The organism is Paraglaciecola sp. 2405UD69-4, from assembly GCF_047525415.1.
Taxonomy (GTDB): domain Bacteria; phylum Pseudomonadota; class Gammaproteobacteria; order Enterobacterales; family Alteromonadaceae; genus Paraglaciecola.
On sequence record NZ_JBLIXM010000003.1, the window covers coordinates 275,210 to 288,879 of the forward strand.

Sequence of the window (13,670 nt, forward strand, 5' to 3'; positions counted from 1 at the left end):
TTAAAATTTATATTGAACTGTGGCTTTTATATTGCGGCCCGGTTCAAAGTCTTGCAAATACAGCTCACCAAATAATGGGTGAAAAGATACGCCAGTGCGCGATGATTGTGATGCATAAAACTCATCAAAAACGTTATCTATTCCAAATACTAAGGTCAGTCCTTTAACTGCATCTGGGGTCCAGCGGGCTGACATGTTGTGTACTACAAAACCATCTTTACTGTTGTCCAAGGTCGCACCATCTAGGTCAACTCCTGCATCAACATCTTGCACACTTTGTATTTCCCAAGAGGTAACAATATTCGCATCTGAAAATGTGTAATTTAGGTTTAAGGTGAAAGTGTCACCTTGCTGGCGATCAAGCCTAGCGTTTTGTAACTCAGTGTAATCTGCGAAGGCAGATAATTCACTTTCTGCACGAGACACTGTAAATAAAGTGGTAAAGGCTTTATAGCTGTATTCAAAATAAGCTTCAAAACCATCTATGCTCATATCACCTACATTGTCTTTCCATGAACCTCCTATTTCTTCAGGTGCCGTTGCGTAGTCATAGATATAATCATTTACTTCGGTTTTAAATAAGGTTGCACCTAAGGCAATGCTTTGGTTTTTATCAATCTCAGTTTGATAAGCAAAAGACAGTTCAAGGTTAAGCCCTGTTTCTTCTTTTATGTCTGCATTGGCTGTGTCGTAAAGACCAGCACCAATAAATACTTCACTAATTTCTGGGCCTTTAAATATCTCAGTGGCACTAAAGCGGAATAACAAGTCGTTGCTTGGTGCGTACTCTAGGGCCAGCGCCAAGTTAAGGGCGTCAAACTCATCATCAACTACCGCTGAATCAATCTCATAGTTTTCGTAGCGTAAACCAGGGATGACACTAAATTGTTCATTTAAACTGATTTTATCTTCAATAAATAATGCCAGCGTACTAGAGTCTTCACCTGAGGTAGCTGTGCTATCTGTGAATTCTCCTTGATAGTGTGTATCGTGTTTTACATAGTCAAAACCATAGGTTAATCCATGCTCTATGGAACTATCTATTATGGTATTTGCGATTAAGGATGCACCAGTATTACTAGCTTCGCCTGTTATAAAGCCTGCGTTACCTGCAAAAGCAGCGTTGTCGGCCCAACCTGATTCATCACGTTTTAGCTCACTGGTATTTTTATACACAGCTGCTTTTATCACTGTGTTATCTATGGTGAGATCGTAATTTAGGGTTAAGGTGTCACGGGTGAGTTCGGTTGGCCACAATAATGGAATTCCTAAAGAATTGGTGATGGCTAGGTCTGTAGCAAGGCCCATGTCAGGGCGATAACTATAATCACCTTCATCTTTATAAGACTCATACCCTATTTCGAATCTCTGGTTGTCATTTAGGTTGTAGCCAAACTTAATCAGTGTGTCTCTTAATTCTCCTTCAAGACCGCGCACGGTGCCATCTGTACCATCGATAACTTCGCCACTTGAGTTTAATATTTTGCCGCCACCTACTTCATAGTTGTCACGATTTACAGCATTGTGATACACCAAAAAGTCAGCATTATCCGATAACATGCCATAGGCTGTAGCAGATAGGGTGGTGCCAGAGTTATCGCCAGCACCCACTTGCACACGGGCACCAAACTCTTGACCTTTGTCTAGCAAATCGGCAGCTTGTTTGGTTTCAAAGCGTACTGCACCGCCGATACCACCGTTTATTACACTGTTAGTCCCTACGTTAATATCTACTGATTGTAAGATGTCAGCATGAATTTGTAGGTTTCCTAAATGGTGATACATGTAAGAGTTTTGTCTTGCGCCATCTATAGATATTTGCAGATCTTTATCGTCCATACTACGTATGGTTATACGCTGGTTTAATGAGTGAGCTCCACCTACATCAATACCAGGGATGACGCGCAGTAAGTCACTGATATGGTCTGCTTGCTTATCCGCTATGGCTTGTTGTTTTAAAAACAAAGAAGACGTTTTAACCTCTGTACCCCAGACCGTAACATTTTCTACTGATGCTTCGCTGTCGCTTTCTTCTTGTGATAAAGCTTGTACAGATGTTAAAGATGCCACTACTGACAAAGCAATAGCAGAATAACGCATTTTTGTTGAAGTGAGTTTCATAGGTTTACCTTACAATAATAATTTTAATGAGAACAATTATCATTAAGATACCATTGTGGTATATTTTACGTTCTAGCCTTTGTTATGATATTTAATCAGCGTGTTATGCAATATGGTCACCAGCCATAAGGAGAAGGAAGTGGGCGAGTTTAATGCGGTATCTAAGATAGAGTTATCAAGGAAATTATCCAACACTGGGTGTGAACAATTTCTATTATCGCCAGCTTTTCAAGATCAAGATCCACTCATGTTAGGTAACTTAGATTATCAAAGTTTACCTAGTGGTATTAATGTACATGTGGCCAATATGCTTGAGCAAGAAAACGCCCAATGCAGCACTGAAATAGAGCCAAGTGTCTGCGTTTGTGTGTTACTCGAAGGTATTATTGAGTTCAGCCTAGATCAAACCACCTATTCTATTTCTGCGAAACAGGGTCCTAGAGTTTTCGCCTACGCTAATAATAAAACCGTGATGTTCATGCGCAGGTTAGTTGAAAACAACAAGGTTAAAAAAGTAAATATTTCTGTGTCTCAAGAATGGTTGCAGCAACGGCTGAGATCTTTCTCTTACTTAGGAAGCAATGTTTCTCTTTTTGAAAAAGACATTGTTGTTAAAGAATGGCCCTGTGATCTGCAAACACTCCATCAATGTGAGCAATTCTTTGAACACCGCAACGACGAAAGTATTTTTATTGATTTATATTGCGAACAATATGCACTAACGCTATTTAATGAAAGTGTGAAGTATCTATTAAATGGCTCATATCTGGAACATACGGGTAAACAGTGCCCAAGCCGTTTGCCCCTTAGAGGCTTTGAAAAAAAGGTGGATGCTTTCATTTTTACAAAACACGGAGGTGCTGAAATCGCCAAACAATTAGGCACCAGCTTGAGTACCTTACAGCGTTACTTTAAAGAGCATCACCGGGTTACCTTGTCCGATTATTTACGTACCAAAAGACTAGAAGCTGCTCGCCACGCTTTACTGTTTGAGGGTAAAACCATCGGAGAAGTCGCCTACATGGTGGGCTATAACCACTCATCTAACTTTGTAAGCGCATTTAAAAAGCACTTTAACCAAACTCCTACTGAACTAGTGAAGCAACATGCGGAATTTAAAAATTAGCTAGTAGCCTCTAACTTGGCGTCTTTTTTGTGAGTTTTTCTAAAATACTATTTAACACTAACTGGGTGCGATAGTTGATTTGCGAGTCTTCATGGGTGGCTAAATACACAGACTGGCCTTCTGTATGGGCTGTGTCTATGGCCTGCATAAGCCTGCCTTGGTTAATATCGTCTTCCACTTCTACTATATCTGCAAGTGCCATTCCCATGCCCAACCTTGCGGCTTCTATCGCTTGAAACGCATATTCAAAAGAGGTGTGGTGCTTGGAGTCGTGCCCATCTAAATTGTGATGATTAAACCACTTATACCACTGACCTAAGCCATCATGTAAAAGGGGGTAGTTGAGCAAATCTTTTACATGCTGTACGGGTTGGCCTTTTAATAGGGTGGGATTACATACAGGTAGATAATATTCATCATATAACTTAGTCACTACTCTACTCGGATCGTCGGGGCGTCCTAAACATAGGGCAAAATCTAAATCAGAAGGTAAAGATTGTTGTAAAGGCTCTAAGGTTTGTACATTAAAGGATATTTCTGGGTATTGCTGCTGAACTTTAGCTAATACAGGCAATAGCCAATTCAGCATGATAGTGGCTGTAGTACCTATTACTACTTCTCCAGCAACTAGGTCTGGATCAAGTGAGTGAATGCCTTTATTGAGTTCAGAAAAAGCGCTCTGGATAGATGCAAGTAGGCGGTTACCAGGGGCCGTTAAACGTAATTTATTGTTTTTCCTCTCAAACAGTTGAGTGCCTAAGCGTGCCTCTAATTGTTTGATATGGCGGCTTAAAGCGGAGTGAGATACAAACATTTCTTGTGCCGCTCGGCGCATATGACAGTGTCTACCTGCTGCCTCGAAGGCCAACAAGGCGTTCAGCGGGATTTGTCGTAGATCCAAGTAAGGGCTTTTGTTTGGCTTCATAGGTTAGGTCTATCCAATAAATCAAATTTTTGGTCTATTAATTGAACCAAGGTGGTGAAAAATCGTTGCTTGAGTAATTAAAATGTAACCATAAACTAAGTGTAGGTATTCTGATAGGGCTTTTATATGAAATCTAATTTTTTTCGACGTAATGGGCAGGGCAATACGCCTCGTTTAGATCACTGGAGTATGGACTCTGAATATGGCGAGTTGCAGGAAGTACTAATAGGACCCATGGATCATTATGATTGGCAGGCTGGTAATGCCATGTCTAGGCGCTCGTTAAGATTGGGCCGCGAGTATAATAAGCAGTTGGCGCAGCAGCAATTCAATGAAATGTTAGATGTGTATAAGCAGTGTGGTGTGAAAACCCATATTTTGGAACCCAATGAGCATTTACCCTATCAAATCTATGCCAGAGACTCATCGGTATTAACCCCTTGGGGGCCAGTTATCACCCAAATGTACAGCCCGTGGCGACGTGGCGAATGGGTTGAGGTGATGCGCTTTTATCAAGAGAACAATATTCCCATTTATGATGCGGTTACTGCCGGCTCCTTTGAAGGGGGAGACTTTATGGTGTTAGAGCCTGGGGTTGTATTATGCGGTTATACGGGTGAGCGCACCAGTGAAGCAGGAATAAATCAAATGCGTTCTTGGGTAGAAAAAGAAGGCTGGGAATTTAAGTCTTATCAGTTTGACCCTTATTTCTTACATCTAGATGTTAAGTTTGCCATGTTATCTGAAAAGTTAGCTGCCGTTTGTACTCAAGCAGTGGAAGATGAATTACTAGATTGGTTGAAAGCCAAAGGGATAGAAATCATTGATATTTCTTACCGTTCGGTACTAGAGCTTGGTGTAAATGTGGTGGCGTTAGGTAAAGACAGAGTGCTAATTCCAGAAGCCAGCCAAGAGCTAATTGGTAAAGCCAAAGCCCATGGGCTAGAGGTATACGCGCCAGACATGTCTATGTTTACTTCTGGCGGTGGCGGGGTGCATTGTATGTGTCAGCCTTTGAGCAGAAAAGACGCTTAGGAGAATGCAAATGACGTTACAAATTAATAGTGAAAGGTTGTGGTCTAGCTTGATGACCATGGCTGAAATTGGCGCTACTGATAAAGGTGGCTGTAATCGCCAAGCCTTAACTGATTTAGATAAAGCAGGCCGTGACCTATTTGTTGATTGGTGTGAAGAAATAGGCTGTGAGCGCCGTGTAGACCAAATGGGTAATCTATTTTTACGTAAAGCAGGAACTGACAATAGTTTACCTCCGGTGTTAATGGGCAGTCATCTAGATACTCAGCCAACAGGCGGTAAATTTGATGGCGTGTATGGTGTATTAGGTGGCTTAGAGGTGTTACGAACGCTACATGATGCTGAGATTACTACTTTGCATCCTATTGAAGTGGCGGTTTGGACCAACGAAGAAGGGGCAAGGTTTTCTCCCGCAATGGTAGGCTCTGGTGTGTGGTGCGGCGACTTCTCTTTAGATTATGGCTGGCAACGGGCCGACAAACAGGGCGCAACAATTCAACAAGAGCTTGAGCGTATAGGGTATTTAGGTGATGCACCTTGTGCGCCGTTTCCAATAAAAGCGGCCTTTGAGTTACACATAGAGCAAGGGCCTATTTTAGAAGCCGTCGGTAAACAAATAGGTGTGGTGCAAGGTGTTCAGGGCATGCGTTGGTATGATTTAGTGATCCACGGCCAGCCGGTACATGCAGGGCCAACCCCAATGGAACAAAGGCAAGATCCTGTCAAAGCCGCGGCACAAATAATTACACAGCTTTATGCCTTGGCTGATGAGTTTTCACCTCAAGCGCGGGCAACCTTTGGAGATATTAATGTAAGTCCAGGCTCTCGCAATACTGTTCCAGAGACACTTACTCTAACCGTTGATTTGCGACACCCCAATCAAGACATTTTATTGAAAATGGATCAGAAATTTAGAGAGATTTCTAAGCAAGTTTGCCAAGACAGTAAAGTAAACTACGAAATCTTAGATGAATGGGATTCACCTGCTGTGGCATTTGATAAAACCTGTATTAATGCTGTTAGATCTTCCGTTGAAGATATGGGATTAGCATACGAGGAAATGTTCTCGGGTGCGGGCCACGATTCGGTGTACATATCTAAGGTCGCGCCTACTTCAATGATTTTCATTCCTTGTGAAAAAGGCATTAGTCACAATGAGGCAGAAAATGCCAAACCTGAAGATATCGCAGCTGGTTGCCAAGTCTTATTAGGTGCCGTTGTTAAGCTCGCAATGTAATGGCCATTAAGTTAATCCCCATAATGTAAGGTATAAAATGAAGAACTTTGAAAAAGTCTATATCGATGGGCAGTGGGTTAGCAGTCAAGGTAATGAAACACTCGACGTTATAAACCCAGCTAATGGAGAGGTGTGTGCGAGCGTACCGGCTGCCAATAAACAGGATGTTAATCTAGCTGTTGACGCTGCCAAAAAGGCATTTCTGGCCTGGTCATCACAGCCAAGTGAAGCGCGCGCAGCCCTAATTAATGCTATCGCTGATGGCATGCAGGCTCGTAAAGATGAATTAATCCAGGCAATTGTTGCCACTATGGGCTGCCCAATTGCGATAGCAGAAGACCTACAAGTGCAAGGCTCTATAGATGCTTTACGGAGTTTTGCGGTACTTGCTTTGGAAATGGACAAGGAAGAAGTGTTCGATAGCCACATAGTGGTAAGCGAAGCGATTGGGGTGTGCGTCTTAATTAATCCGTGGAATTATCCGTTATCCCAACTAGTGGGTAAATTGGGGCCTGCGCTCGCAGCCGGCTGTACTGTGGTTGTAAAGCCAGCAGAACAAACGCCGCTGCAAGATTTAATTTTGGCAGATATCATCAACCAAACAGAATTACCTAAAGGTGTGTTTAACTTATTAACGGGTGTTGGCAGTCAAATTGGTGAAGCCTTATCTAGTCACCCTGATGTTGACATGGTGTCTTTTACAGGCTCAACCCAAGCAGGTATTAAAGTTGCTCAAGCCGCTGCCCCAAGTGTTAAGAGGGTGTGTCAGGAGTTAGGTGGGAAGTCTCCTTATATCATTGCACCTGGCGCGGATTTGGAGGCTGCGGTGCGTTATGGTGTGGAAGACGTCATGCTAAATTCTGGGCAAACCTGCAGCTCTTTAACCCGCATGTTAGTGCCCGCATCGCAACTGACTGAAGTAGAAACCATAGCCAAAACTGTTGCCGCTGAGTGGAAACTTGGCGACCCAATGCTGGCAGATACCAATATGGGACCATTGAGCTCTCACCAGCAGCAAAGTCGAGTCTTGGCTTATATCAAAAAAGGCATAGAAGAAGGCGCAAAGTTACTTTGTGGTGGCACCAAGCTTGCTCCGGAATTCAGCAAAGGTGCCTATGTGGCTCCTACAATTTTTTCACATGTGAGTAATGACATGATCATAGCCAAAGAAGAAATATTTGGCCCAGTGCTGTGCATTATCCCCTACGAAAATATTGAACAAGCTATTGTCATTGCTAATGATACGCCTTTTGGATTAGCCAGCGCTGTGTATGCCAAAGATAGTAGCGAGGCTATTAAAATCGCTCGTCAATTACGGGCTGGTCAGTGTTATTTACAAGGCGCTTACTTTAATTCAGACGCACCTTTTGGTGGTTATAAGCAATCTGGAAATGGCCGCGAATGGGGCCTAGAAGGGTTAAAAGAATACACCGAAACCAAAGCTCTGTTAATAGACTCTACAGATCAATAATATCAAGTTATTCAGCGAATAATGGCTTTGTTTTGCAAAGCCATTTTTAATTTGCAAGTTAGGAAAAATTTATGCGTTATGCACCTCTTACTCAAGCAATTCAAGGGGAGACCGTTGATGCTTGGGATATTCATTTCAAAGCTACCGCTCTAAAAGAGCAGGACCCAAGTGTAATAGTACTTAGCATTGGTGACCCAGATTTTGATACACCAGCCCCAATAGTTGAAAGCGCAGTGAAAAGCTTACGTGGTGGCGATACTCATTATGTAGATATCGAAGGTAGAGACCACCTGCGTAATAAAATAGCGGCAGATCACCAAGCCAATTGCGGCCAAGTGGTGACAAAAGATAATGTAATTTTATTGGCAGGTGCGCAAAACGCCTTGTTTGCTACTTCTATGTGTATTCTAGAAGCAGGTGATCAAGTACTAGTGTTACAACCTAACTATGTTACCTACGAAGCTTGTATTCAACTTACTGGTGCAAAACTAGTACCCGTAGCTATGGATGTAGATAATGACTTTTGTCTTGATGAAAAGGCATTACTACAAGCTATCACAGAAAAAACCAAAGCCATATATTTTGCAACTCCGAGTAACCCAAGTGGGGTAATGCTTACCAAAGACGAATTACAATTTATTGCCGATGTAGCGATAAAACATGATTTATGGGTAATCTCAGACGAAGTTTACTGTAATACTATTTTTGAAGGTGAGCACGTTAGCATAGCTGGACTTGAGAATATGTCCGAGCGCACAGTGACACTTAACAGCTTGTCTAAATCCCATGCTATGACAGGGTGGAGAGCTGGTTGGGCTATTGGACCGATTGAGTTAATTAAGCACTTAAGTAACTTATCTTTGTGCATGTTGTACGGATTACCTGGCTTCGTACAAGAAGCGGCCTATACCGCATTAACTGATCCCGAAGCTCTGGCAGAAGCCGAACATATGCGACTTACCTATAAGCGCCGCCGCGACCGTTTATTAGCATGTTTTAATCGCCAGCCACTCTTAGCTTGTGTCCCGCCTAAAGCCTCGATGTTTTTATTAGTAGATGTGAGCAAAACAGGATTAGACGGTCAAAAATTTGCAGAAATGTTATTCGAACAGCAAAAAATTGGGGTATTGCCTGCCACCGCTTTTGGTGAATGCGCGGCTAACTATATTCGTATTTCTTACGTTGTGGATGACGTGCAACTGGATGACGCCTGCATGCGAATTGAAAACTTTATGTCGCAATTTAGCTAAACCACTCAATACTCTTTGAATGTTTTTCTATCATAATTGTAAGTGTTCGATGGCCTACTAAGGTTATCGAGCTCTCATTTATTTTGCTGGTTTAGTGTTCAATTTAACTCCTTGTGTCACCTATCTCTCAATTTAAAATCATTAAATAACCTCTGCTTGTTTGGGTGAGGTTTAATATCTCCATAGTAAACTAACGATTTTTTACTTTTTTTTAATGTCATCAGTAGGGCGTAAACCCTTGTGAATAAAGGGAAGTTCGACTAAACAAACAGGTATTCGGACTAAAAAATAGCAGGGTTTGAATGATAGTTTGTTTTTAAGGACGCTAAAAAAACCTAATTAAAATAATTTCCGAACCCTTGGTATGATATAGCAATAACTTGATTCAAATAGCTTGGCTATTTTGAGTAATTTACTTTGGGAATAACTATGAATACATCCGTTAAAATAAGTATTTTAGCAAGCGCAATGCTTGCACTTACTGCTTGTAACAGTGGTAATGATGCAGCCGTTAAAGAGAGTAAAGCGGCTGAAATTTGGCCAAAATTAGATATAGCAGTTAAGCAAGATCAAGAGGTTGAAGCTAAAGTAAAACAGATAATGGCTTCTATGACTTTAAAGCAAAAAGTCGCACAAATGATCCAGCCTGAAATAAGAGACATTACCGTAGAAGACATGCGTAATTATGGGTTTGGGTCTTACTTAAATGGTGGCGGCGCCTTTCCAAATAACAATAAGCACTCAACTGCCGAAGATTGGATCAAATTAGCGGATGAACTCTATTTAGCGTCAATTGACGACAGTCTAGACGGTTCAAATATTCCTACCATGTGGGGCACAGATGCTGTCCATGGTCACAATAATGTTATAGGCGCCACCTTGTTTCCCCACAACATAGGGTTAGGCGCAGCCAATAATCCTGACCTAATTGAAAAAATAGCTAATGTAACTGCCACAGAAGTAATGGTGACAGGAATAGATTGGGTGTTCGCTCCAACAGTTGCTGTGGTGCGTGATGATAGATGGGGCAGAACCTATGAAGGGTATTCTGAAGATCCTGAAATCGTTAGAAACTACGCTGCGTCTATTGTTAAAGGCTTGCAGGGTCATGCTGACAAAGACTTTTTATCAGATAACCGTGTTATCAGCACAGTAAAACATTTTATTGGGGATGGCGGCACAGTTAAAGGCGATGACCAAGGTAACAATATCAGCTCTGAACAAGTGTTGTTTGATATTCATGCTCAAGGTTATGTGGGCGGTTTAACTGCGGGTGCCCAATCTGTTATGGCTTCATTTAACAGCTGGCATGGCGATAAGGTTCACGGTAATAAATACCTGTTAACCGATGTGCTAAAAGAGCAAATGGGGTTTGATGGATTTGTAGTTGGTGACTGGAACGGCCATGGGCAAGTTAAGGGGTGCAGTAACGATAACTGTCCTCAAGCAATCAATGCTGGTTTAGATATTTTCATGGTACCTACCGATGCATGGAAGCCCTTGTACGAAAATACTATTGCTCAAGTTAAAGACGGCACTATTCCTATGTCACGTATTAATGATGCGGTGACACGTATCTTAAGAGTGAAAGTGCGCGCCGGTTTATTCGAAAAACCTAGCCCAGCGGACCGTAAGTTCTCAGGAAAAACAGAGCTTATTGGGCAACAAAGTCACAGAGATGTGGCTCGTCAAGCTGTAAGAGAGTCTTTAGTACTCTTAAAGAATAAAAATAAACTACTGCCTTTAGATCCTAAGTTATCAATATTGGTAGCGGGAGACGCAGCAGATAATATAGGTAAGCAATCTGGTGGCTGGTCTATTACGTGGCAGGGTACCAATAACACTAATGCAGACTTTCCAGGTGGTACCTCAATTTTTGATGGGCTAGAACAACAAGTAACAGCAGCTGGTGGCAAGATAAGCCTAAACACTGATGGTAACTTTGAAGATAAACCAGATGTTGCCATTGTAGTCTTTGGTGAAGAGCCATACGCAGAGGGCCATGGTGATAGAGAAAGCTTAAGTTATCAACAAGGTAACAAACGAGATTTAGCGCTTATTAAAAAGCTTAAAGCACAGGGTATTCCTGTGGTTTCTATCTTTATCTCTGGAAGACCTATGTGGATCAACGCTGAGTTGAATGCTTCTGACTCTTTAGTCGCTGCTTGGTTACCAGGCTCAGAAGGAAAAGGTGTTGCTGAAGTGGTATTAGCTAACCCTGATGGTTCAGTGCAACATGACTTTAAAGGTAAGTTGTCGTTTTCATGGCCTAAATCTGCTGACCAAGCTACCGTCAACTATGGCGATGCTGACTACGACCCATTACTACCCTATGGCTTTGGCTTGACCTATCAAGATGAGAACCTATTAGGTGACGACTTGTCTGAACATGAAGACTTAGCTGCAGATAAAGCACAGATTAGACATTTGTATACAGGTACTATGCATCAGCCTTGGTTAATGCACTTGTTTACAGGCAATAAAGAACTGCAAGTTAGTGCTAACTCTCACCAAATGGAAGGCCTAGCATATCGTACTGTTGATAGAGAAGTTCAAGAAGACTCGTTTTCTATTAAGCTAGATGGTGGGCAACTATCAGGTGTGACAATAGCCAGCAAAAGCCGTTTCAGAGAAGACTTAACTAAAGACCTCTTGTTACAAAGCAGTTTATCTATGCTACTTAAGTTAGATAGTAAGCCTAGTGATAAGGTGTTCATTGCCATGAACTGTGAAGCGTTTTCTGAAGAAGTGGGAAGTTGCCGTACTCAGCTAGATATAACTGAAGCTGTAAATGAGCTGCCATTAAATGAGTGGTCTAGTTTACAGGTTGATTTGAAATGTTTTGCTGATAAAGGCATTAAATTTGAGAAAATTGTATCGCCGTTCTCATTAGAGTCTGAAGGTGCGCTACAGCTATCTGTTTCTGATATTAATTTAATTCCGCAAACAGCTGCTGAAGCCATCATAAGTTGTCAATAAGTCTCAACTTATTTTAAAGTGATACCACTCCCAGCTCTATGGCAATTCATTGTTGTAGAGTTGGGTTTCCTTATAAATAAGCCTCACTAAACTATCTACACTTAAAAACCGACAGCCCTTAGCCACATATTTTTGCGCCAGTGCATATAACTCATGCTCGGGTTAAGTGAATTAATAAATTCATAGGATCCCTATTAATAATAGGCTAGCATTTACGGCCAAGCAGGATTCGGCCGGATATATCTAACTAATTTCAATAGAATGTTCTGTGTAAAGTTTGAAAGCAAATTACGTGATTACGGCTAAATTAATAAATCGGATATCTAATTTAAGTTTATGAGTAGCGTTGTTTTCAATTTAAATGACATCATTCTGGTGATGACATTTGTACTTTCTATTTTATTCGCTCTAATGCTGATTTCTAGTCATAGAATGCCTGATGTTAGTGCTTACTTACTATCAGCTTTTCTAACCAGCCAAGCACTTATTGCATTTCATGAGTTAACATTTTTTGGGGTTAAGTTCAGATTCGAAGTGTTGGATTTTGAACCTAATTTGTTCTTTGTTGGTAGTTTAGCTTACTGCTTAGACGCAGTTTTACTGTTTTTTTATATACGTTCATCTGTGTACAGTGACTTTAAGCTCAGTAAAAAGCACCTTGTCCATCTTGTTCCTTTTGTTGCCTACACTGTTTATCTAATTGTGGTGTATTACAGCCTTGGTGATCTTGCTAAGCAAATTTCAATAGAGAACTGGGAGCTTTATCACACCTGGCATTACATAGCGTCTGATACTGCTATCAAACTGCTGCGTTTACTTTATATTGTAAGTTGTTTTGTCCTTATTGCTCGTTATCACAAGCGCCACAAAGAGGCTCGAGCGGATATTTCTACCATTGATTTGAACTGGCTGAAGTTATTACTGATTGGCTTTTTAATCATTATGTTTGTGGAACTAGTGTTAAGTGCCCTAAAGGTAGTGAACCTCAGCTATGAGATTGATGTGTCCACTTTTATTGGATTAGGGCTTTTTTCATACTACGCGACATTTTTACTGGTGGTCTCGCTGCTATTTTATAGCGTGACTAAATCCCATTCGATTATGCCGGTGCTATCGCAAACTCCTGAGCCGATAGCCGTTGATAAAAAAACACAACAACCTAGCTATACTGAGCGCATTGAAACCATAATGGAGTCTGAAAAGCCCTATCTATTGGCCGATATTACAATTGATGAATTGGCAAAAACCTTAGATGTTTCAAGCAAGGATTTATCAGTAACCTTAAATCGTCATTTTCAAGTGAACTTTTACGAGTTTATTAATAAGTACCGAATCGAAGAAGCAAAACGCCTACTCCTTGTTGATCCAAGCAAGTCTATTACTGAAATATTCTATGAAGTGGGTTTTAACAGTAAATCTGTTTTCTATTCTTTCTTTAAGAAAAAAGAAGGCATAACACCATCAGAATTTAGAAAGCGTAATACCGCAAACAATGGTTAATTTTTAATTTAAGAATGGCTAAAGAA

General features: G+C 41.2%; 9 protein-coding genes. 7 read left to right on the forward strand and 2 right to left on the reverse strand.

Going from position 1 to position 13,670, the window contains the following annotated elements; translation table 11 throughout:
- Positions 1-2,121 carry a TonB-dependent receptor domain-containing protein gene (locus ACMUMK_RS13415; RefSeq protein WP_414701654.1) on the reverse strand — a complete coding sequence of 707 codons (2,121 nt, stop codon included), beginning with the start codon at positions 2,119-2,121 and terminating at the stop codon, positions 1-3.
- 139 nt (positions 2,122-2,260) lie between these two features.
- Here ACMUMK_RS13415 and ACMUMK_RS13420 point away from each other — a divergent pair, with 139 nt between their 5' ends.
- On the forward strand, positions 2,261-3,247 hold the full coding sequence (locus ACMUMK_RS13420; protein ID WP_414701655.1) for a helix-turn-helix domain-containing protein: 987 nt from the start codon (positions 2,261-2,263) through the stop codon (positions 3,245-3,247).
- Positions 3,248-3,257: 10 nt separating this feature from the next.
- On the opposite strand, the gene ACMUMK_RS13425 is transcribed toward ACMUMK_RS13420, so the two are convergent.
- Positions 3,258-4,172 (reverse strand): LysR substrate-binding domain-containing protein, encoded by a 915-nt coding sequence (locus tag ACMUMK_RS13425; RefSeq protein WP_414701656.1) that lies wholly within the window; start codon positions 4,170-4,172, stop codon positions 3,258-3,260.
- A gap of 126 nt (positions 4,173-4,298) precedes the next feature.
- On the opposite strand from ACMUMK_RS13425, the gene ACMUMK_RS13430 reads away from it, so the two are divergent.
- The 6 genes from ACMUMK_RS13430 to ACMUMK_RS13455 all read left to right on the forward strand — a co-directional run bounded on the left by ACMUMK_RS13430 (position 4,299) and on the right by ACMUMK_RS13455 (position 13,644).
- On the forward strand, positions 4,299-5,207 hold the full coding sequence (locus tag ACMUMK_RS13430) for a dimethylarginine dimethylaminohydrolase family protein (protein ID WP_414701657.1): 909 nt from the start codon (positions 4,299-4,301) through the stop codon (positions 5,205-5,207).
- Between the two features lie 10 nt (positions 5,208-5,217).
- Positions 5,218-6,444, forward strand: coding sequence for a M20 family metallo-hydrolase (locus ACMUMK_RS13435; protein WP_414701658.1), 1,227 nt, complete (start codon positions 5,218-5,220; stop codon positions 6,442-6,444).
- Between the two features lie 37 nt (positions 6,445-6,481).
- Positions 6,482-7,915 (forward strand): aldehyde dehydrogenase family protein, encoded by a 1,434-nt coding sequence (locus tag ACMUMK_RS13440; RefSeq protein WP_414701659.1) that lies wholly within the window; start codon positions 6,482-6,484, stop codon positions 7,913-7,915.
- Between the two features lie 71 nt (positions 7,916-7,986).
- The gene (locus ACMUMK_RS13445; RefSeq protein ID WP_414701660.1) at positions 7,987-9,165 is read left to right on the forward strand and encodes a pyridoxal phosphate-dependent aminotransferase; all 1,179 of its coding nucleotides are present in this window, start codon (positions 7,987-7,989) and stop codon (positions 9,163-9,165) included.
- A gap of 429 nt (positions 9,166-9,594) precedes the next feature.
- Entirely contained in the window at positions 9,595-12,144 is a 2,550-nt protein-coding gene (locus ACMUMK_RS13450) for a glycoside hydrolase family 3 protein (protein WP_414701661.1), read from the forward strand.
- A 336-nt stretch (positions 12,145-12,480) separates the two neighbouring features.
- Positions 12,481-13,644, forward strand: a complete 1,164-nt coding sequence (locus ACMUMK_RS13455) for a helix-turn-helix domain-containing protein (RefSeq protein ID WP_414701662.1) — start codon at positions 12,481-12,483, stop codon at positions 13,642-13,644.
- The last annotated feature ends 26 nt before the right edge of the window (positions 13,645-13,670 follow it).

Coding starts and splice junctions, on each gene's coding strand:
- ACMUMK_RS13415 (WP_414701654.1), bottom strand. CDS start 2,121: ATGAAACTCACTTCAACAAAAATGCGTTATTCTGCTATTGCTTTGTCA.
- ACMUMK_RS13425 (WP_414701656.1), bottom strand. CDS start 4,172: ATGAAGCCAAACAAAAGCCCTTACTTGGATCTACGACAAATCCCGCTG.
- ACMUMK_RS13430 (WP_414701657.1), top strand. CDS start 4,299: ATGAAATCTAATTTTTTTCGACGTAATGGGCAGGGCAATACGCCTCGT.
- ACMUMK_RS13435 (WP_414701658.1), top strand. CDS start 5,218: ATGACGTTACAAATTAATAGTGAAAGGTTGTGGTCTAGCTTGATGACC.
- ACMUMK_RS13440 (WP_414701659.1), top strand. CDS start 6,482: ATGAAGAACTTTGAAAAAGTCTATATCGATGGGCAGTGGGTTAGCAGT.
- ACMUMK_RS13445 (WP_414701660.1), top strand. CDS start 7,987: ATGCGTTATGCACCTCTTACTCAAGCAATTCAAGGGGAGACCGTTGAT.
- ACMUMK_RS13450 (WP_414701661.1), top strand. CDS start 9,595: ATGAATACATCCGTTAAAATAAGTATTTTAGCAAGCGCAATGCTTGCA.
- ACMUMK_RS13455 (WP_414701662.1), top strand. CDS start 12,481: ATGAGTAGCGTTGTTTTCAATTTAAATGACATCATTCTGGTGATGACA.